This window comes from Streptomyces sp. NPDC053079, assembly GCF_044546695.1.
Lineage (GTDB): Bacteria > Actinomycetota > Actinomycetes > Streptomycetales > Streptomycetaceae > Streptomyces.
In genome coordinates this window covers 140081-157625 of sequence record NZ_JBITZJ010000003.1, presented here as the reverse complement: position 1 = coordinate 157625, position 17545 = coordinate 140081, and the positions used below count along the sequence as shown (strand labels likewise).

The following is a 17545-nucleotide window of genomic DNA, read 5'->3' as shown; positions in this document are numbered from 1 at the left end:
GGCCGAGGTACTCAGACCACGGCTGCGCGCCGGTCAGCTACCGCCCGCAAGCGATGTCAGTGGCTTCCCTTAGATTCCCGTCCCATGAGTTCCTCCCTGAGCGTCTACCTGCTCGACGTGACCGTTACGCGCGCCTTGGTCGGATCCCGCGACGACCAGCTGCTTGAGGTGATCCGCACCGAATTCGCGGACAGCCTGGCCCGCGACGACGACTACTTCAGCCACGCGATCGCGAAAGGCGCCCCCACGGCATACGAGGCACTGCGCGCCGTCATCTACGGCGGCCCCTTCAGCGACGAGCAGGACCACGCCTTCCAGTACGGCTACGCCTACGACCGGCTGTGCTCACTGACCGGCTCGTTCCTGGACAACTCCTGCTTCACACCGCACCGGGGCGACTGGCTGTCCGTAGTCGACCAGGGCCTGACCGCCCTGGGCATCACCGCCGTGTCCGTGGCAGCCTTCGGCTACAACGATCTGCCCGAACCCCTCCCGTACACCTACACGCCGGGTTGCGGCGAGTGGACGCCTGAGGCCATCGCCCAGGCGCTGGAACAGTTCGAGGCCACCAAGCGGGCAGTCGACGAGTCGGGGCAGGCCCCGCCGCTGGAGCCCGAAGTCGTCGAGGCCGTCATGCAGTGCCTGGGCTGGATGCGGCACGCGAAGGCCCGGCCCGGCTTCGGTGTCATCGGCTTCCGCTCCTGATTGCAGGTCACTTTCTGTACGGGTTCCAGGGTCGCTGACCCCAGCTAGCCGGAGCGTGAAGCGCTCTGACATGGGACAACGCTCCCGAGGTCGCAAGGCGTGTTTGCTGCCCCGCCCCTTAACAAGATCATTAACGCCGCGATCCGGGCCCATCGAGGCCCGGATCGTGCGCGAGAAACGGTGTCAAAAAGTCGTGGTACTCAACAAATAGAGGGGCACCGTTTTCTGTACGACCGGGGCCATGCAGCCGCCCCGCCACCAAGCCGACGACGATCTCCTCGCCCCCGTCCCGGCCGTACGGACCGGCACCCTCGTCGGGTACGCACGGGTGTCCACGAGGGGCAACTACTCGACCGGCAGATCCGCGCCCTTGCGGATGCCGGGTGCGAACGCATCTTCACCGACAAGAAGTCCGGCAAGAACGCCGAGCGCGAGGAAGGCACCAATCGTCCAGGGCACCAATCGTCCAGGCACCAACGAGGGCCTCGACGCAGCCCGCGCCCGCAGCGCCCGCCTGGGCTGCGTTCGAGCCGTATTAGACGTCAGGTTTGGCCACCAGTAAGCCCATAGTTGACGCCATTAAGAAGAGTGCTCACCCCACGCCCCAGAGAGCCGCCGAGAAGGCCATTGCCATCCGCAGGTGTAACCAGGGCGACGATCGTCAAAGTGGCGATCACGCTTTTTGCGAGCGCGATAGCTACTCGCCGGACACGTGTCATAGCACCTCCAAGACTCGACTTTGCAGCTAGCACCGTCCCCCGCTGCCGGAGCCAGGCTTCCCCTCCGCCAAGTCCATAGACATAAACCGCCCTTACGAGTGAGATCTCTCTCCGGGACGCAGCATGCCGCAAGAGTCGAGAGCGGAAGCAACGAGGAGAGCGCCGCCTGCCTACCGAACAGGCCTGTTCGCCGCCGACGTGCGGGCCAAGTACGACCACATCCCGGCGGACACGGCGACGCGGGGCGTCGGCCAGATTCTGGCGTTCGTGGCCGCCGGCGCGGCCAGCGAGAAGCCGCTGAGCCCGTCCCCGCTGGTGGACGACTTCTGGCACGCGTTCGTCCTTCGGACCAAGGCGTATGCCGACTTCTGCCAGGAGACGTTCGGGAAGTTCGTTCACCACCAGCCCGGGTTCCTGGATCGTGAGGAGCACGGCGGGGGCAAGGGTCTGCGTGCCAGGACCGTGGAGGCCATCCGGGCGGCCGGGTACACGGTCGACCTGGAGTTCTGGCCGGAGTTGGACATCGCCGACTGCTCGCAGTGTCACGCGAACTGTCACAACAGCCCGAAGTGCAACGCCGCCAAGACCAGCTGATCAGCGCACAGGCACCCGGGCCGGCCGTACCCACGTGGTGCGGCCGGTCGCGCCCATGAATACGACGGAGGAGCACGTGAGCGACACGACGGCGTGGGACACCTACGCCCACAGGAAGCCCGGCGGCCGGCGGGAGAAGAACGCCGAGGGGGAGACCACCTGGTTCAACTGGACCCAGTACCCCGACCACGGCCCCGGCATCGAAGTGCTGGGCGAGAGGGCAGGCGCCTCCGTCCTGGAGCTGGGATGCGGTACAGGTGGCAACCTCGCCCACGTTGCCACCGTCGGGCACCGCGCCGTCGGCGTCGACATCTCGCCCGTTCAGCTCGACGCGGCCCGCGAGCGCTGGGGCGACCTGCCGGGCCTGGAGCTGCACCAGCGCGGCGCGCTCGACTTCATGAGCGAGACCGCCGAGCGCTTCGACGCCGTGTACTCCGTCTTCGGCGCCATCTGGTTCACCGACCCGGACCAGATGCTCCCCGCCATCCGCCAGGTCCTTAAGCCCGGCGGAGTGCTCGCCTTCTCCCAGCGGCCCCCGGTCGAAGGCTGCTACGGCTGCCAGGCGTCCTACATCAACCAAGCCGACGACCCGAACCCGCTGGTCGTCAAGCGCTGGGACTACACCCCCGACATGTGGACCGACCGACTGAAGCAACACGGCTTCCGCTACCCCCTGGCGAACGAGATCGCCCCGCCCGACGGCTGGAAGACTGGCACGCTCCTGGTGCGCGCCTTGGCGTCGTCTTCCTGAACGGGCTTCCCGCCGGTACCGCCTCACACTCCCCATGCCGATTCCGGAGGGCTCGCGCCCACTTGTTTCTCTGTACATCCAGCAGTGGGTCTAGGAGCAAGAGGAATGCGAGCGACAGCACCAGCGGTGCCGTGCGGCCGTGGCAGCAAGCATGGGTTACGACTACGAATACACGTACCCCGGAGCCCGTACCGTTCCCGCAGTAGACCGATGAACGCGACCACCTGTACGCGGTCGCCGGCTACCTGCCCCCGCAGGGCCCGGCCACCGACGGCTACGCCGACCCCGGCCTGATGCATGTCCTGGACGCGCTCAAGGGCACACCGTCCCAGATCGTCGACGACCTCGGCACCATCGTCATACAAAACCCCATGGCCGTGGCCCCTTCTCGGTCCTCTGGCCGGCCTTCCCGGCCGCGAGGGCAACGGTGCCTGGGCCTGGTTCACCCGGCCCGAGGTGTGCGGCAGCTACCTCGAGGAGGATCACGAGGCGATCGGCCGCGTCATCGTCGCCGACCTGCGCGCGGCGGTCTACCGGCACTGCCGCCGCGCTGCCAGGCAGGCCCTCGTCGACGAGCTCCTCAAGAGGAGACTGGAGTTCGCGGCCATGTGGGAGCTGGGTGAAGTCACGCTCGTGCGCTCCACCCGTAAGACGCTCCTCCACCCGCGGGCCGGCCGCCTCGATCTCCAGGGCGACGCCGTCCTCAGCCCTAACACCGGCAACCGCCTCTTCCTCTATCGTCCCCAGCCCGGTACCGACGCCGCCGAACGCCTCACCTTCCTCCACGGCGTGGATAACGAAACCTTCACCAGCTGACGGGGCGCGGAGTCCGTAGGGCCACCGGAAGATCCCTCGTGTCCTCAGCCCGGCCCGCCCGTAGCGACATCCGAGCCCGCCGCAGAGGGCGGGCCGGGAGCTCAGGGGAGTGCGGCCGGCTGCCGACGGCGCCGGAGCGCCGGCCGGGTGCTGGGGCAGCGCGCGTGTTCGTCGGTGTCGTCAGCGGGTGGCGGCGAGGTGGGCCTGGTGCTGGGCACGGTGCCGGGGCTGCTCGGGTTCGGCCAGGACGCGCCGGCCGTGCGGCTCGCCGACCTGGCCGCACGAACTGCTACAGACCGCGGTAGGAACGGCGGCCGGCGCAGCCGGAGTCCGGGTCGCGCGGCTTGCCTGAGGGGCTGACCGCGTGGTCGCAGGTGGTGCCGTCGGCGTGGAGCGGTTCGACTTTCAGGGAGTAGCCGCAGCCGCCTTCAACAGCAAGGGACCCCGTCGCCATGTCGTCCACATCCTCCGCCCCGCCCTGGAATGTCCAACGACTACCCGGTGCCGATGGCCGCGTCTTCCTGGTCACCGGCGGCAACGCCGGCATCGGGTACTTCGTCGCGGAGCAGTTGTCGGCAACCGGAGCCACCGTCGTACTCGGCAGCCGGAATCCCGCCAAGACCCAAGCTGCCACGGCCTCGGTCCGTGCGCGCGTCCACGGCGCACGGGTGCGGGCCATACGGCTCGACCTCGCTGACCTCTCGTCGCTCGAAACAGCAGTGGAATCACTGGAGGTGGAACGCCTCGACGCGGTAGTCCACAACGCCGGCGTCGCGCTTGACGACCCGCCGCGCAAGGAGACCGGGGACGGTCACGAGCTCATGTTCGGCACGAACCATCTCGGGCACTTCGTCTTGACCCAGTGGCTGATGCCGCTGCTGTCGCCTGCGCCAGCGGCCCGCGTTGTGACCATGGGCAGCTTCGCGACGAAGTCCGAGCGGCTCACCTCGACGACCTGCAGTCCCGGAAGGACTACCAGCCCAAGCGCACCTACGGACGCTCCAAGTTGGCCCAGATGTACTTCGGCGTCGAACTCGACCGCCGCCTGCGCGCTGCCGGCAGCACGGTGGCGAGCGTGGTGGTCCATCCCGGCGGCGCGCTGGAGTCCCTCACCCCGTCACGGCCACCGGTCCATGTGCGAACCACCGGTGCACGGCTGAGCGCGGCACCTGCGGCCCTCCTCGTCCAGGGCAAGCACGCCGGCGCTTGACCCGCGGTCCGGGCGGTGTTCGACCCGGCCGTGCGTGGAGGCCAGCTGTGGGGACCGCGCGTCTTCGGCCTGCGCGGTGAGCCCCGACGTGCACCGGTGTGGAACCACCTCGCCGACCCCTCCGTCGCGGCACGGTTGTGGGACGCAAGCTGTGATCTGACCGGCGCCGACCTCAGCACCATTTTCGGATAGCTCAGGAACGCGCGCGTTGGCCAACAGGTGGTCGAGCAGTTCCTGGGGGCGAGGATGTCTCGGGCGGCGGCAGGGCGCGGAGCCCGTCGCGGATGTCCTCGACCCTGTCAGCGGTCGGCGGGACCGGCCTGCCGTCCTGGTCGGTGGGGAGGTGGAGGCAGCCGAAGGAGATCAGGTGGATCGGGTGCACGAAGATGCCTCCTGGGTTGCTGATGGAGGGTGGGAACGGGGGCGCCGCGGACGGCCCGGGAGAGGCGGGCGCGGCGCTTCGGGGTGGTGCTACTGGGTGGTGGTGTCGGCGACCACGGGGAACTGGTCGCTGCCGGGTCCATGACGACTCCGGCGTCAGTGCACTGGGCGCGCTGAGCGGCGGCGTATTCGTCGGCGGACCACGATCCGCGGGGGTGGCCGGCGAGGAACGGCTCCAGGACGGTGTGTGGTGAGGTGCGGCGGTTGTCATCGGGACGCGCCGCCGTTCTCGGAGGCGTCGATCAGGTCGCCAATCGCTTCGGGGCTGGCCCCTCGCTGACCCACGCCCCGGGCGCCGTGAAGACCGGGACCTGGCCGCGGTCGGCGTCGAAGGCGCGTGTCAGAGGCGATGATGGTGCCCCGATACGTCGATCACGAGGTCAGGAGCACCGATGCCACGACGGGTTCATCAGCCACTGGAGGACGAGGAGGTCGACTTTGTGCTCAGGATGTGTGAAGGCCCGGTCCTCGCCTACTTCTCCGGGACGTGGCCGAAGGCGATCGAGGCATGCCGGGCAATGGACCTTGTCGTGGGTCGGATCGCCGAGGAGTACGCGAACCTCCTGATGGCCGTCAAGATCGACATCACCCGCTGTCCGGAGGCGACCAAGCGGTACGGCATCACGGGAGCCCCGTCCGTCGTCCTGCTCAAGGAAGGTGAGGTGGCGGCACGCGGCGCGGGGCCGATGACCTACACCGAGGTCCGGGATCTCCTGCTCGCTCACTTCTGACCGGCCGCCCGCCCTTCTCCGGCCGGGGAGGCGGATTCCCCGAGCCCAGGAAGCCGTCCAGGACTATCGCGTCGTCCACGATTCAGCCCGCCGCGGCCAGGGGCTGCGAGGCTCGGTAGGCGGCCTCGTACGCGGCCGCGATCTTCTTCGGGATGACGCCCTGGTCGGCGACGGTGTGCCCGTTCGCGCGGGCCCACGTGCGGATCGCGGCCAGCTGTTCCTTGCTGCGCCGCATCATGGGGGTCGGCTCGGTGGCCGGGTCTGCGGTGGGGCCGCGGCCGCTGGCCTTGACCGTGCGCAGATCCGCCATGGCGGCCTCGAGTTCGGCCTTGGCCCTGGCGACGTGCCCTTCGGCGTCGCGCGTGACCTGCTCGGAAGCGTGTCGGCCGCGCAGCTCGGTGAGGTCAGCGCGGATGCGTGCGGCGCGGTTGCGGATGCTGGCGGCAATGGGGTCCGTGGTGGGGAGATAGGGGAGTAACGAGGTGGTGGTGTTCCCGTCCGGTGGCAGCCCGAGGATGTCCAGGAGTCGGAGCAGGTCGTCCTCGTCGTGGGCTCGGCGTGCGGCGGCGCGGGCGGCGGCCGTGTTCTGTTCGGAGGTGGTGGGCTGGAGACCGATGAGCTCAGCCGTGAGCGGCTTGCTGAAGTCCGCGAACATCACGAATCCTTGGCGGGCCGGTTGATGAGCCGAAGGGTCGCTTGACAGCGGCCACCAGGTTTTCCCATGTATGGCCAGTTGGCACGGTTACGCGAGGTAGCCGAAGGGAGTCGCCGTAATGGGATATTCACGAGCGGAACGGTCATCTGGTTGGCAGGCTTGAGTCATGAACGCCCAGCTCAATGACGTGCCGAGCCATTCCTGGCTCGGTGCCCCGATCGATGCCCGCTCCCTGTTCGCCCCGGAGCAGGCGGCGCTGATGGCCACGCTGAGCAGCCTGGCGTCAGCCGACTGGGGCAAGGAGGCGGTGCCGGGCTGGACCTCCGGGATCTTGCCGCGCACGTCCTGGGCGACTTCTACGGGCGCCTCGCCCGGGACCGTGATGGCCGCAAGGACGGCCCCGGCTTCGCGCCAGGTGAAACGCTGGAGGCGTTCATCCACCGCATCAACCAGGAATGGGTCGACGCCCACCGCCGGGTGAGCCCGGCCGCGCTCACCGACACCCTTGACCTGATCGGCGGGCAGGTCGCCCGGTTTTTCGAGGCCGCTGACCCCGGCTCCCCCTCGCTGGGGGTGTCCTGGGCCGGGGTCGATCCGGCGCCGATGTGGTTGGACAGCGCCCGTGACTTCACCGAGTTCTGGACCCACCGCCAGCAGATCCGCCACGCCATTGGCCAGGACACGGATCCCGATCCGTTCCTGTCCGTGGTCCTGGACACCTTCATGCGGGCCCTGCCCCACACCCTGCGCGAGGTCACCGCGCCAGTTGGCACGCAGATCCAGGTGCGGATCAACGGCCCGGCCCGGCCGACGGCAGCTGGACGGTGACGGCCATCGGGGATCACTGGTCGCTTGCCGAGCCGGACGCCAAACGGCCTGCCGCGCTCGTCGCCCTGGATGCGGAGACCGCCTGGCGCCTGTGCACCCGCGGCGTCCAGCCGGACACCGCCCTGGCCCGCGCCCGCATCGACGGCGACCGTGAACTGGCCGAAGCAACCTGCCAAATCGTGTCAATCATCTACTGACGCCAACCAATTTGGCGGCAGTCACATGCGGTGACACAGGCGGCCAGTTGCCTCCCCAATAACTGGCCGCTAACACATCGCATCGTGGGGCTTCACGTGCGGGCCCAGTGCCACTGGTCCAGCTGGTAGTCGACGAGAGCGCACAGCGGCAGGGTGCGGCGCTGCGCGTATTCGTCTTCGACGGTGGCGGTAGCCATGTCGCCGCGGCGGCGCAGGACGATGTAGAGCATGCCGGGTCCTGGTCGCGGAGCTCGGTCAGGCGGATGGCGGCGGTCGCCGCGGGGATGTGCCCGTACGGGGCCGGGGAGCGCACGATGATGGAAGCCATACTGGTTTCCCCTTCTCGTTGATGCGGGATGGGTGGCTTGGGACGGGCGACGTGGTTGCCAGGCAATGGCGGCCGTCCCGGGGACGTAGCTACAGCTCGATGGCGCTGGTGTGGGTCCAGCTGAAGGGGTTGTCCCAGCGGCCGGCCCACGTGGCCGACCAGTCGGGCTCCCAGCCGGGGCGCAGTCCGCGCGCTCCCCAGCCGTCCGGCCGTGTGCGCGGTGAACGCGGCGTCGTACGGCCGTGCTCCGCCCGCCGCCCCCACACAGCATCGGCCCGGACCATGGGTGGCACCCCACCGTGAGGTCCTCGATGGGGTGACCGGGTCATGCAGGGCGTGATCAGCGGCTTCTGCGGACCTCAGCGCGGAACGCATAATCGGTTGCCTGTTGGCGATGGTGGTGGATGCAATGTCCGGCATGATCACGCAGGTGCGTTCGCCACGGCGAGATGAGATGGACGCGTACCACCGGGCCTTGTCACTCGGCGATCTGGGCAACCTGCGACCGCATCGTCACACGGGAGACGCCAACGCATGAATACGTCACCATCGTCATCTGCAGCGGAGTGGACTGACGGCTCATCAGTGCGGATCGGCGCTCTCGTTCCGCTGACTCGGCCTGGCTGGGTCGAGGCAGGCCAGCACTTGCTCGCTGGACTCGAGCTGGCCGTTCGCGAAGTCAATGAAGCTGGCGGGATCGTCGGAAGACCACTTGAGCTGGTGGTCCGAGACACCGCGGCTGATCCGCAAAGGGCTGCGGCGGCCGTAGACGAACTGGCTCGTCTGGGCGTGGCTGCCTTGGCGGGGGAGTATCACAGCGTCGTCGCTCGCGCCGCTGCCGCCAGGGCCGACGCCCTCGGCCTGCCGTTCCTCTGCTCGTCAGCGGTTCTCGACGCGCTCACCGAACAGCCGACGGAATGGGTCGCGCGCCTCTGCCCGGCGCAGTCCCACGGCTGGCAGATCTACGCGGACTTCCTCCTCAGCGCGGGCCACAGCCGAATCGCCGTAGCAGCCCAGCCGAGTGTCTACTGGGCGTCCGGGGCCCGCATCCTGCGGGACTACCTTGCTCCGCGCGGCGGCACCGTCATCGAACTCGGCATGGGCGCGCTCACCCCCACGGCCGTGTGCGACGAACTCGTCGACCATCGCGCATCAGCCCTCCTGCTTCTGGTCGGCCACCCGGAGCCGGCGGTGTCGATCGTCAAGTCTGTCCGCAGTGACCAGCGCCTCGCCGAGATCATGATCGGCGCTCCGGCCGGGCAACCGGAGTTCGCCGAATGGGCGGCTTTGCTGGGCGACGACGGCTCAGCGATCCCGTTCTTGCGCTACCTGCCCGAGCGTCTCACCCCACTAGGTGCACGAGTTGAGACGGCCCTCCGCGAGCGGCTGGGCGAAGCGCCATCCTTCGTCGCCTTCGAGGGCTACGACACGGTCGCCGTCCTCGCCGATGTGCTGCGTTCTCACGGCGCGGAGCGGGCGCGTATTGCCGAATCCTGGCCGCGCGTTGCTGTCGAGGGCACCCGCGGGCAGATTCGGTTCTCCCGCACGCCGGACATCAGCGTTTGGCAATGGGCTTGGACGTCGGTCCAAGTCGTTGATCGGGACCCGGCGGAACCCGATCGCTTCCGGATCCTTCACGCCAGCTGAGAGAGCACGGAGGTCCGGCTGCCCAGATCTGTTCGACTTGAGGCTCTCTACCTCTCCGTCAGTCGTGATCACGAGCAGCCCCATCGTCAATGACTCCGGCGTCCGTGGCGCGCTGCCGCCAGTCCCTCGTGGACAAGGCTCCCGTGCGGGCTTCGATCGCGGCGAGGCGGTCGGCATCGGTCGCGAGACTCTCGGCAGGTAGCAGTCCGGGTAGCCGCGGACCCAGCGGTCGCCGTGCGGCAGGTCGCCTTGGTTGAGTGGGTGCGGGTGTGGGCTGCTGCTACTCACAGCCTCACCACCTCCGCGTACTGCTCATAGCGCTCGTACTGCCCTCGGGATCGAGCGACTGGTCCTCGTCGTCGTGCGGGCTTTGAGGAGTGCAGCGGATGACGTCCTGGTCCACATCTCCGGCCAGGGCTCGCAGGAGAGCAGCTGCGGAGCAGGCCGGTGCCCAGGTCATGCCGGGTCGTTCGTCGTCATAAGGGCAGGGCAGCAGGGCCTCGAACCCCACGCCGGACAGGCCGGGGATGTCTGGGCGCAGGGCGAGTGTCAGGCGATCCGGGCAGAGCCGGATCTCGCCTACGCGGTCGCCGCCAGCAATTCGTGATCCGGTCCTCCGACGGAACAGTGCGGCGATTTTCTGCGCCGAAGAACTCGCGAAGAAGCAGGCCGTCGCCATCGCCGGTGTACAGGCTGCGCTCGGCCTGCTGGGTGTTGCTGACCCGGAGCAGCAGCTCTGCCAGGCGGTGGACGCTGTCGCTGAAGAGCACGTGGTCGAAGCCCTCGTCGTGGAGGCCGGGGTGGGCGTCGGCCAGGGCAGCGTGCTGGGCACGGACGGTGTCTTCCGGGCCTCGGCGGTTGGCGGGCCGCGGTTACCGGCGTTCGATGCAGGCGGAGAGGGGCGTGACGACCAGGAGCGTGACTGTGGGGACGTCGTGGCGCTGGGCGGTCGCGATGAGCTGTGCGCGAGCGCGGGCTTCGGTGTTGGTCGCGTCGATTACGGTCGTCAGGCGTCGCGTGAGGCGGGCTTCCAGGACGGCCTCCAGGACGGCCTGCAGCGCGGAGACCGCGTCGGGTGGCTCCCTGGTTACCAGCGTCGTCGCTGACCCAGCAGGGCGGCGAAAACGGCGGCGTTCATGGCTTCGGGCAGCACGGGCCCCTGCCAAGACTCTGGCAGGGGCCCGTGCTGCAGAGAGCCGAGGAGGGCCGGGATCTCTCCCTGGAGGAGCAGCATCCTGGCCAACACGGCTACCGTCTGCTGGTGGCCTGACGGCCCGGCGTCACTTCAGGTGTCGGGTGAAGAACTGGGCCGCGGCGTCCCCCGCGAACTGCGGGACGCCGGTGTGCCCGCCCATATTGGCGTGCAGCGTCTTCTCCTTGGAGCCGAAGGCGTCGAACAGGTCCAGGGCCGCCTGCCGGTCGTTCCCTTCGTCGTCCCACTGCAGCAGGACGTGCAGAGGAATGGTGACCCGGCGGGCCTCCTCGAACATGGCGCGAGGGACGAAACTCCCGGCGAACAGAACAGCGGCCGAGATGCGCGGCTCGACCACCGCCAGCCGGGTCCCGATGGAGATTACTCCCCCCGAGTACCCGACCGGGCCGCCGATCTCGGGCAGCGACAAGAGGGCGTCCAGGGCGGCCTGCCATTCCGGGACCGCCTTGTCGACCAGGGGGAGGATGAGGGCGTCGATGATCTCGTCGCTGACCGGCTCGCCGACCTCCATGGCCCGGCGCAGGTCGGCGAGGGCCTGCTCGGCGGCGGGCCAACGGGGCCGGTCGCCGCTCCCGGGGAGCTCGATGGTGGCCGTGGCAAAGCCGTCCGCCGCGGAGTGCCGGGCTCGGGCCACCAGTCGGGGGTACGTCTTGCGCAGCCCGAGAGGAGGGGGGCTGAGCAGGATCAGCGGCGCCGGTGCGGATGCGGACGCGGATCCGGGCGTCCACAGGATGCCGGGGATCTCGCCGAGGGTGAATTCGCGCTCGAGGCCAGAGTTGTCGAGACGCTGTTCAGAAGTGATTTGCATGGTCGTGTCTTTCGGGAGTGCCATTGAACGGCGCTCCCGGACGACCTATCGCCCGACCGTGACCCCGGAGGGGAGCACCCATGTCGATACGTTCACGGGTACCACCTCCTCGCTCTCTTGCACGGCCTCCGGAAACGTAGCAGTGGTTGCCGTGGTTCCGTCAACGGGTTTTTGCGGAGGCTCTGTGGTCGAACACCACGGCGTCGGGGTCACGCCTGTCACTGGTCGGGAAGCACACGTCCGCCACCGATTCGAGCACCGAAAAGTCGGCAATCAACCGCTGACGGACGATCTACTGCGCAGGCAGCCGCCCATGTCGGCTTCCCTCGCCTGACGGATAAGGCGTGCACCACCCCGACACAGCCCGTACTGAGCACTGTGGCCCGCGAAGAGCCTGCGGGCCACAGTGCTCACTCGTAGGCCAGCTTCAGCTACGGGCCGCGGCTGATGTGGCCGCATTTGCTCGTGCAGTACGAGGCCCGTTCCTGGGGGACGACTCCTGCCGAGCGCGCGTTCACCGAGGCCGAAGCCCGCGAGTGGGCCATCAGTAGACCGCCGGCCTTCACCGAGATGGAGCGCCGCGCGGGCGCGGCCCTGGTCGGCCCCTGGCGCCGCAACCGGACCCGCGCCGCCTCGGCGCCCGCGGGGCGTGGCCCCTCGCCCCGCAAATCTCCTCGAACTGCTCCTTCCGGATGGGCGGGGCGTCATACGCGGCTGTGTATGGCAAGGTATGCCGACCGGACGCGAGCGTTCCGTTCGGTTAACGCACGACTTTCAGGAGCACGACCCGTGAACGGAAAGCGCCGCCGACTGCTGTTGGCCGCCGTCGACCCCATGCTCGAGCCCGGTGAGCGGGTCGAGGTGACGACCATCGTGAACCTGAGTTCCGTCTCCGTGCGCCGGACCGCGGCGTTCGCGGCGGCCTCGGCGATCATGAGCGGTGGCGCCATGGCCGTGATCCCGGCGCGGATCCCCATGTATCTGGCGATGACCGACCGCCGCATCTTCATTTTCCGGGCCAACCCGACGTTCGCCCGCCCGGAGGAGCACCTGATGACGATCCCGCGCACCGGTCTCGTCCGCTCGGAGATCAAGGAACGCCTGCTCAACTCGTCCTTCGTCGTCTCCTCCCCGGAGAGCGAGCAGGGACTGAAGATCATCTTCCCGTTGGTCGGCCGCAAGGAGCGGAACGAGATAGCGGCCGCCCTGCCTGTGGCCGGCTGACCGCTCGCGCTCGGGTCCGGGCCACCGTGCGCGCCATTGCCGTCACCTGGGGCGGGAGGTGTCGTCCAGGGTGTCGGCGACATCGCAGAATTTGGCGCGCAGTCCGTGCAGGCACGCCTCCTGAACGGCCTCTGCGGCTCGTCCTTGAGGAGGCGGATGCGCTAGCGGATGACGTCGGTGGGGACGGATGCAATGCACCGCCAGGGGCCGCGAGCGTGGCCCGTCCTGCGGAAGGCGTCGGCGTCCCCGCTGCGGCGATTCCGCAAGGGGCGTGAGGGTGGGTCACTTGGGCGGTAGCCCGGCTGTGGCGTCCCAGGCCGCCCGCAGTCAGTCGTCAAGGACTTCGTCGTCGAGGACCTCGCCGGCCACGTATACCCAGCTCTTCGAGGTCCGGCCGCGGGATTCGTAGGGCCGTGCGCTGGGCTGGGTCAGGGCGTCGTCCCTGTCGTCGGGGTCGGCGCGTACGAGCAGGTCGTCCCCGAACACCCCGGCCACCGTGTTCCCCCGGTCCAGGAAGCAGACCGCACCGAACATCTTCTTCTCCACGGCATCCAGGTCGGCTTGTTCCAGGTGCTGGCGGACCCTGTCCGCCAGCACCTCGTCGTAGGCCATCAGGTCAGCCGCCGACCTGCCAGAGGAACCACTGGTTCTCCCACGGGTCCTGGACGACCGAGACCGAGACCGGGCCCTTCTGCAGCTTGGGTGCCAGGACCGTGCCGAAGTTGCCCTCGACCGCGGCGAGGGTCTGGTGGCTCAGGCTCGTGATCAGCGCGGCCCGGCCGAGGCTGTGACGGTGTACCGGGAGGCGTTGTCGCTGTGGCGGGGGCCCGCGCTGGCCGGCGTTTGTCCGAGCCCACCGCTGCAGGCCGCCGTGCAGGCGCTGGAGGAGCTCCGGCTGGCCTCGGTGGAGCAGTTGGCGGCGGGCTACGCGCAGTTGGGCGAGTATGCCCGGGCCGCCGCTGTCCTGCGCGCCGAGGCGGTTGCCCACCCGCTGCGTGAATCGCTGTCCGCCGCCCTCGTGACGGCGCTTCACAGGGCGGGCCGCCGGTCGGAGGCGGTCGACTGGTTCCACCGCACCCGGCGTCCGCTCGCCGACGAACTGGGGATCGGCCCGGGCCGCGAGCTGGCGGACGCCTACGCGATGGCCCTGCGCGGGGAAGCCGACGACGCGGCGACGGAGGCAGCGGCCCCGTCCCGTGCTGCCACGGTGGACGCCGCGCCTCTCCCACCCGTAACACTGACCACCTTCCACTCCGGCGCGCCCGATCTGCTCCCGCGCGCGCCACGTGGCTTCCATGGGCGGGCGGCGGAGCTCGCCGCCCTGTCCCGAGCCGCTGCGGGCGAGGGGCCCGTCTGTCTGTTCACCGGGCCCGCCGGGGTCGGGAAGACGGCCCTCGTGCTGCAGTGGGCACACGACGGCCGTGCCGGTTTTCCCGACGGGCGGCTCTACGCCGACATGCGTGGCTTCGGCGATACGGGCGAGCCGGGCCTCATCGAGGTGCTGCGCGAGTTCCTGCTGGCGCTCGGCGACCCGGACGAGGCCGCGGAGGTCTGCGAGCGGGCGGTGGAGCTGGCGCGCAAGGCCGGCGACCGGACCATCGAGAGACTGGCCCTGCAGCACCTCGCCCGGCATCAGGTCGACGCCGGGCAATGGCGCCCGGCCCTCGACACGGCGACCAAGGCCCTCGCCCTCGACGATCGACCGGGCACGGCCGACGTGCCCCGGATACTGCTGCTCATGGCGAGGGGGGAGGCGCTGCTGGGGCTCGGGGACGAGGCCGAGGGCATCTGGCAGCTCGACCTGGCAGCCCGGGGAGGCGGAGTCCTCCGGCTACGAGGACGGCGCGGTACGGGCACTCGGTTCGCTGCTGCGGGTATCGGCGGACGAGGGGTTCCGGGCACGGTACGACACGGCGCTGGAGCGGCTCACGGCCCGTCCGTGACCGCGCGTCGGCGGGGACGGTGGGACGCTGCGGTTGCGCGGCTCACGACGCGGACGCGAGCCGTTGGTCCGTAGCCCGTAGCCCGTAGCTCGTAGCCCGGCAGCACGTCACGGGACCGGTAAGCGGTAATCGCGGATCGCAGCCGATAGCCCCAAGGCAGCGGCTCCAGCCGCAGCCGGAAACGGTGTGGCTGTGCGTCAGCGTGCGGTGCGTGCCGCGTCGCGCAGCCTGCGCCACGTGCGATGGATGGACGCCGGCCCGGCGCGCCTGGCGGCGGAGCCACCGGCCCCCCAGTTCTGGGCCGTGTCGGTGAACGTCTCCGCACTCGTCGTCGCGAACGGTTGTCGCACCTGAGCGGCTCGTGCGGCGAGCCGCAGGTCCTCCGGTTCCATCGTGTCGAGCGTCGCCCGGACGTGGCTGAGCAGCGTGGCGCAGGCGTCGGCGATCGCGGCCTCGCCCAGCGGGCGCGCCGGGAGGTCCAGGCCTTCGGACAGCCGCTGCTCCAGGGCCGTGCGCAGATCCTGCAGGGAGATGTCGCGGATCGTCAGCGACAGGTGGGCAGACAGGCCGGCGGCGCCCACCGCGCGGTGTGCGAAGCCGCGCGGCACGTAGAGCACGCTGCCGGGCTCAAGGACGCTGTGCAGGAGTAGCGGGGAGTGCTCGTTCTCCGGGAGCTCTCCCAGCGACCAGTCCGCCACCGTCGGCGCGTCGTGGACGTACCAGGTCTTGCGTCCGGCCACCTGGAGGACGAACACGTCGGCGTCGTCACGGTGCACCGCGAGGCCCTGACCGCCGGCGGGTGTGACGAAGAAGAACGCCTCTACGCGCCGGCCGAGCTCCTCGGACAACCGCGCCACCAGATCGCCCGTCGGGCGGTGCCACTGGTCGACGCATCGCAGGAGCAGCGTCGCCCCGGCGCGCAGGAGTGCGACGACTTTCGCGCGGTCGGCGAAGCCGTGGTGCGTTGTGCCGTTGACCAGGCGTGATGTGGTGTAGGCATCGGCCGGGACGACGACCTTGTCGGAGCGGACCATCTCCAGGTAGGGGGTGCGCAGCAGCCCTCCGTCGAAGGCGGTGTCCAACTCGTCGAGGTCGAACGGAGAGGCGAGTGTCTCCGGCGTGAAGAGCGCAGGCCGGCGCTGCCACTGGTGGCGGGTGAAGCTCTGGACGTCGCCGACCCATGTGGCCAGCGTGGGCGATTCCATGGTGTTTCCCGTGGTGTCAGGGTGTTCGGTGTTCGGTGCTCGTGGCCGGCGGCGACTGCCCGGGACGGGCGCGGGTGGCGGGTTCCGGGGCGGGAGGGTTCCGCGTGGTGGTCACCCTGTCCTTGTCCGGGTCGCCGGGAAAGGCGGGCGGCGCAAGGGCGCTGCGCCAGGTCACGCTGCGGCTTCCGCGTCGAACCGTACGGAGAGCAGGGAGCGCAGGGGGATGTGCGCCTCCTGCCGCGGGCTGCGGATGACGAGTCCGTTGTCGAAGGCGACGGTCAGCAGACTCTCGGCCAGGGGCACGACCAGATGCTTGGCCCAGCAGCGGGCACCGTCGAACCCGAACGGCATGAACGCGGGCGTCTTCTCCGGGTCCGCCACCCCGGCCCACCGCTCGGGCCGGAACTCCAGGGGGTCGGACCAGTAATCTGGGTGACGGTGCATCAGGAGCGGGAAGAGCGCGACGCTGTCCGTGGGACGGATTTCAGGGTGCAGTCCGGTATACGCGTCCCCGCCCTTGCGGAACAGCATCCATGCGGGCGGGAGCAGTCGCAGCGTCTCCCACAGGACCGATGTGAGGTCGTCGCGGGCTCCTCCCTCTTGTTCCCGTGCCGGCCCCATGAGCCACAGGGCGTTGCCGGCCAGTGCGGCCACGCCGTCGCAGAGGGTGGCCGTCGCTCGCCGGTACAGCGCGATGGCCTGCTTCCTGTCCTGGGTGCCGGAAGCGCCGCGTATCTGCTCGGCCAGCGCGGTGCACTTGCCCTCGGCGTCGGATCCCGGCCAGAGCGTGACGGCGCGGTCGACGATCCGGGAGACCGTGTCGGAGCGTGTGACGCCGCGTTTCGACAACAGGGAGACCGGCAGGGGGTCGGACGCGAAGAGCCACCGGCGCAGGTAGGAGGTGGCCGCGTAGGGCCAGGCGCCGGACAGTGCGCGCGCCGGGGGCGGCGGAGTCCGGATGCCCGCCATGACGTCCTGCCCCAGCGCGCGGATCGTCCGTGTCGCGCTGTCGTGCGGGATGTCGGCTCCTGCAGCGGGCTTGTAGACCGAGCGCTCCGTCGCCAGCACAGGGCGCCCCGCGACGATTTCGGCCATCAGGTCGCAGTCGGAGACGCCGACCGTGGTCGCGTCGATCCGGAATACCTTCTCTTCCCTGGCAAGCAGGTCCTGCATCCGCGGCGCGTACACGACGGAATGGTCGCGCACCACTGCCGACACCATTTCTTCCACGAGAATCCCGCCTCCATTGGAATGGCGATGAAATGCGTTCCCCGCGGCAGGAGGAGAACTCCGGGCAAGAAGCGGGCGGGACCGCCACTCCACGCCGCGGCCCGGCCTGCGGCGGAATCCGACACGGTCGTGGCCGCCGCGGAACGCGGCAGCCAGAAGCACTCTGCGGCGTCGGCGGAGGCAGCGGCATGACCGCGTCCTCCGCCCCCCCCCCGAGCGGGAGGGACCGTTGCGACACCCCCGGGGTTTTGGGGGGGGGCGGGCGGGATTTTACGGTTATAAAAAACCCGGGGCACCATA

17 protein-coding genes and 2 pseudogenes are annotated in these 17545 nt (G+C 69.7%); 10 read left to right on the top strand and 9 right to left on the bottom strand.

From position 1 onward, the window contains the following. Window positions 1-84: 84 nt before the first annotated feature. The 4 genes from ACIGXW_RS12960 to ACIGXW_RS12945 all read left to right on the top strand — a co-directional run bounded on the left by ACIGXW_RS12960 (window position 85) and on the right by ACIGXW_RS12945 (window position 3585). On the top strand, window positions 85-705 hold the full coding sequence (locus tag ACIGXW_RS12960; protein ID WP_399572680.1) for a hypothetical protein: 621 nt from the start codon (window positions 85-87) through the stop codon (window positions 703-705). A 917-nt stretch (window positions 706-1622) separates the two neighbouring features. Further along, entirely contained in the window at window positions 1623-2018 is a 396-nt protein-coding gene (locus ACIGXW_RS12955; protein ID WP_399572679.1) for a glycine-rich domain-containing protein, read from the top strand. A gap of 76 nt (window positions 2019-2094) precedes the next feature. Continuing rightward, on the top strand, window positions 2095-2769 hold the full coding sequence (locus ACIGXW_RS12950; protein WP_399572677.1) for a class I SAM-dependent methyltransferase: 675 nt from the start codon (window positions 2095-2097) through the stop codon (window positions 2767-2769). 297 nt (window positions 2770-3066) lie between these two features. Continuing rightward, on the top strand, window positions 3067-3585 hold the full coding sequence (locus ACIGXW_RS12945; RefSeq protein WP_399572675.1) for a hypothetical protein: 519 nt from the start codon (window positions 3067-3069) through the stop codon (window positions 3583-3585). Window positions 3586-3874: 289 nt separating this feature from the next. Here ACIGXW_RS12945 and ACIGXW_RS12940 read toward each other — a convergent pair whose 3' ends face one another. Continuing rightward, complete coding sequence (locus ACIGXW_RS12940) at window positions 3875-4039, bottom strand: hypothetical protein (RefSeq protein WP_399572673.1); 165 nt, start codon at window positions 4037-4039, stop codon at window positions 3875-3877. On the opposite strand from ACIGXW_RS12940, the pseudogene ACIGXW_RS12935 reads away from it, so the two are divergent. Next, window positions 4038-4987 (top strand): annotated as a pseudogene (locus ACIGXW_RS12935) (SDR family NAD(P)-dependent oxidoreductase). The gene ACIGXW_RS12940 and the pseudogene ACIGXW_RS12935 overlap by 2 nt on opposite strands. Window positions 4988-5628: 641 nt before the next feature. Beyond that, a complete protein-coding gene (locus ACIGXW_RS12930; RefSeq protein ID WP_399572671.1) occupies window positions 5629-5967 on the top strand; it encodes a thioredoxin family protein in 339 nt (112 codons plus the stop codon). Between the two features lie 82 nt (window positions 5968-6049). Here ACIGXW_RS12930 and ACIGXW_RS12925 read toward each other — a convergent pair whose 3' ends face one another. Further along, on the bottom strand, window positions 6050-6622 hold the full coding sequence (locus tag ACIGXW_RS12925) for a histone-like nucleoid-structuring protein Lsr2 (RefSeq protein ID WP_399572669.1): 573 nt from the start codon (window positions 6620-6622) through the stop codon (window positions 6050-6052). A gap of 166 nt (window positions 6623-6788) precedes the next feature. On the opposite strand from ACIGXW_RS12925, the pseudogene ACIGXW_RS12920 reads away from it, so the two are divergent. Continuing rightward, window positions 6789-7647 (top strand): annotated as a pseudogene (locus ACIGXW_RS12920) (maleylpyruvate isomerase family mycothiol-dependent enzyme). A 92-nt stretch (window positions 7648-7739) separates the two neighbouring features. On the opposite strand, the gene ACIGXW_RS12915 reads toward ACIGXW_RS12920, so the two are convergent. Both ACIGXW_RS12915 and ACIGXW_RS12910 read right to left on the bottom strand, forming a co-directional pair. After that, window positions 7740-7877, bottom strand: a complete 138-nt coding sequence (locus ACIGXW_RS12915; protein ID WP_177338749.1) for a hypothetical protein — start codon at window positions 7875-7877, stop codon at window positions 7740-7742. Window positions 7878-8064: 187 nt separating this feature from the next. Further along, window positions 8065-8259, bottom strand: coding sequence for a hypothetical protein (locus ACIGXW_RS12910; protein ID WP_399572668.1), 195 nt, complete (start codon window positions 8257-8259; stop codon window positions 8065-8067). Window positions 8260-8509: 250 nt separating this feature from the next. Between ACIGXW_RS12910 and ACIGXW_RS12905 the strand changes: the two genes are divergently transcribed. After that, entirely contained in the window at window positions 8510-9622 is a 1113-nt protein-coding gene (locus ACIGXW_RS12905; protein WP_399572666.1) for an ABC transporter substrate-binding protein, read from the top strand. A gap of 872 nt (window positions 9623-10494) precedes the next feature. Here ACIGXW_RS12905 and ACIGXW_RS12900 read toward each other — a convergent pair. Next, window positions 10495-10788, bottom strand: a complete 294-nt coding sequence (locus ACIGXW_RS12900; RefSeq protein ID WP_399572664.1) for an AAA family ATPase — start codon at window positions 10786-10788, stop codon at window positions 10495-10497. 114 nt (window positions 10789-10902) lie between these two features. After that, on the bottom strand, window positions 10903-11643 hold the full coding sequence (locus tag ACIGXW_RS12895; protein ID WP_399572662.1) for an alpha/beta hydrolase: 741 nt from the start codon (window positions 11641-11643) through the stop codon (window positions 10903-10905). 789 nt (window positions 11644-12432) lie between these two features. On the opposite strand from ACIGXW_RS12895, the gene ACIGXW_RS12890 reads away from it, so the two are divergent. Continuing rightward, window positions 12433-12867 (top strand): hypothetical protein, encoded by a 435-nt coding sequence (locus ACIGXW_RS12890; protein WP_071967766.1) that lies wholly within the window; start codon window positions 12433-12435, stop codon window positions 12865-12867. 327 nt (window positions 12868-13194) lie between these two features. Here ACIGXW_RS12890 and ACIGXW_RS12885 read toward each other — a convergent pair whose 3' ends face one another. Next, complete coding sequence (locus ACIGXW_RS12885) at window positions 13195-13479, bottom strand: TfoX/Sxy family protein (RefSeq protein WP_399572660.1); 285 nt, start codon at window positions 13477-13479, stop codon at window positions 13195-13197. A gap of 136 nt (window positions 13480-13615) precedes the next feature. Here ACIGXW_RS12885 and ACIGXW_RS12880 point away from each other — a divergent pair, with 136 nt between their 5' ends. Beyond that, entirely contained in the window at window positions 13616-14884 is a 1269-nt protein-coding gene (locus ACIGXW_RS12880; protein ID WP_399572658.1) for a BTAD domain-containing putative transcriptional regulator, read from the top strand. Between the two features lie 123 nt (window positions 14885-15007). Here the strand turns inward: ACIGXW_RS12880 and ACIGXW_RS12875 are convergent, their stop codons facing one another. Both ACIGXW_RS12875 and ACIGXW_RS12870 read right to left on the bottom strand, forming a co-directional pair. After that, on the bottom strand, window positions 15008-16015 hold the full coding sequence (locus tag ACIGXW_RS12875) for a JmjC domain-containing protein (protein ID WP_399572656.1): 1008 nt from the start codon (window positions 16013-16015) through the stop codon (window positions 15008-15010). Window positions 16016-16186: 171 nt separating this feature from the next. Next, window positions 16187-17236 (bottom strand): cytochrome P450, encoded by a 1050-nt coding sequence (locus ACIGXW_RS12870; protein ID WP_399573502.1) that lies wholly within the window; start codon window positions 17234-17236, stop codon window positions 16187-16189. Window positions 17237-17545: the final 309 nt, after the last annotated feature.

Excerpts from the sequence above, each read along its gene's own strand:
- ACIGXW_RS12945 (WP_399572675.1), top strand. The coding sequence starts at position 3,067 with ATGTCCTGGACGCGCTCAAGGGCACACCGTCCCAGATCGTCGACGACC.
- ACIGXW_RS12910 (WP_399572668.1), bottom strand. The coding sequence starts at position 8,259 with ATGGTCCGGGCCGATGCTGTGTGGGGGCGGCGGGCGGAGCACGGCCGT.
- ACIGXW_RS12930 (WP_399572671.1), top strand. The coding sequence starts at position 5,629 with ATGCCACGACGGGTTCATCAGCCACTGGAGGACGAGGAGGTCGACTTT.
- ACIGXW_RS12960 (WP_399572680.1), top strand. The coding sequence starts at position 85 with ATGAGTTCCTCCCTGAGCGTCTACCTGCTCGACGTGACCGTTACGCGC.
- ACIGXW_RS12940 (WP_399572673.1), bottom strand. The coding sequence starts at position 4,039 with ATGGCGACGGGGTCCCTTGCTGTTGAAGGCGGCTGCGGCTACTCCCTG.
- ACIGXW_RS12915 (WP_177338749.1), bottom strand. The coding sequence starts at position 7,877 with ATGCTCTACATCGTCCTGCGCCGCCGCGGCGACATGGCTACCGCCACC.
- ACIGXW_RS12875 (WP_399572656.1), bottom strand. The coding sequence starts at position 16,015 with ATGGAATCGCCCACGCTGGCCACATGGGTCGGCGACGTCCAGAGCTTC.
- ACIGXW_RS12905 (WP_399572666.1), top strand. The coding sequence starts at position 8,510 with ATGAATACGTCACCATCGTCATCTGCAGCGGAGTGGACTGACGGCTCA.
- ACIGXW_RS12925 (WP_399572669.1), bottom strand. The coding sequence starts at position 6,622 with ATGTTCGCGGACTTCAGCAAGCCGCTCACGGCTGAGCTCATCGGTCTC.
- ACIGXW_RS12870 (WP_399573502.1), bottom strand. The coding sequence starts at position 17,236 with ATGGTGTCGGCAGTGGTGCGCGACCATTCCGTCGTGTACGCGCCGCGG.
- ACIGXW_RS12895 (WP_399572662.1), bottom strand. The coding sequence starts at position 11,643 with ATGCAAATCACTTCTGAACAGCGTCTCGACAACTCTGGCCTCGAGCGC.
- ACIGXW_RS12885 (WP_399572660.1), bottom strand. The coding sequence starts at position 13,479 with ATGGCCTACGACGAGGTGCTGGCGGACAGGGTCCGCCAGCACCTGGAA.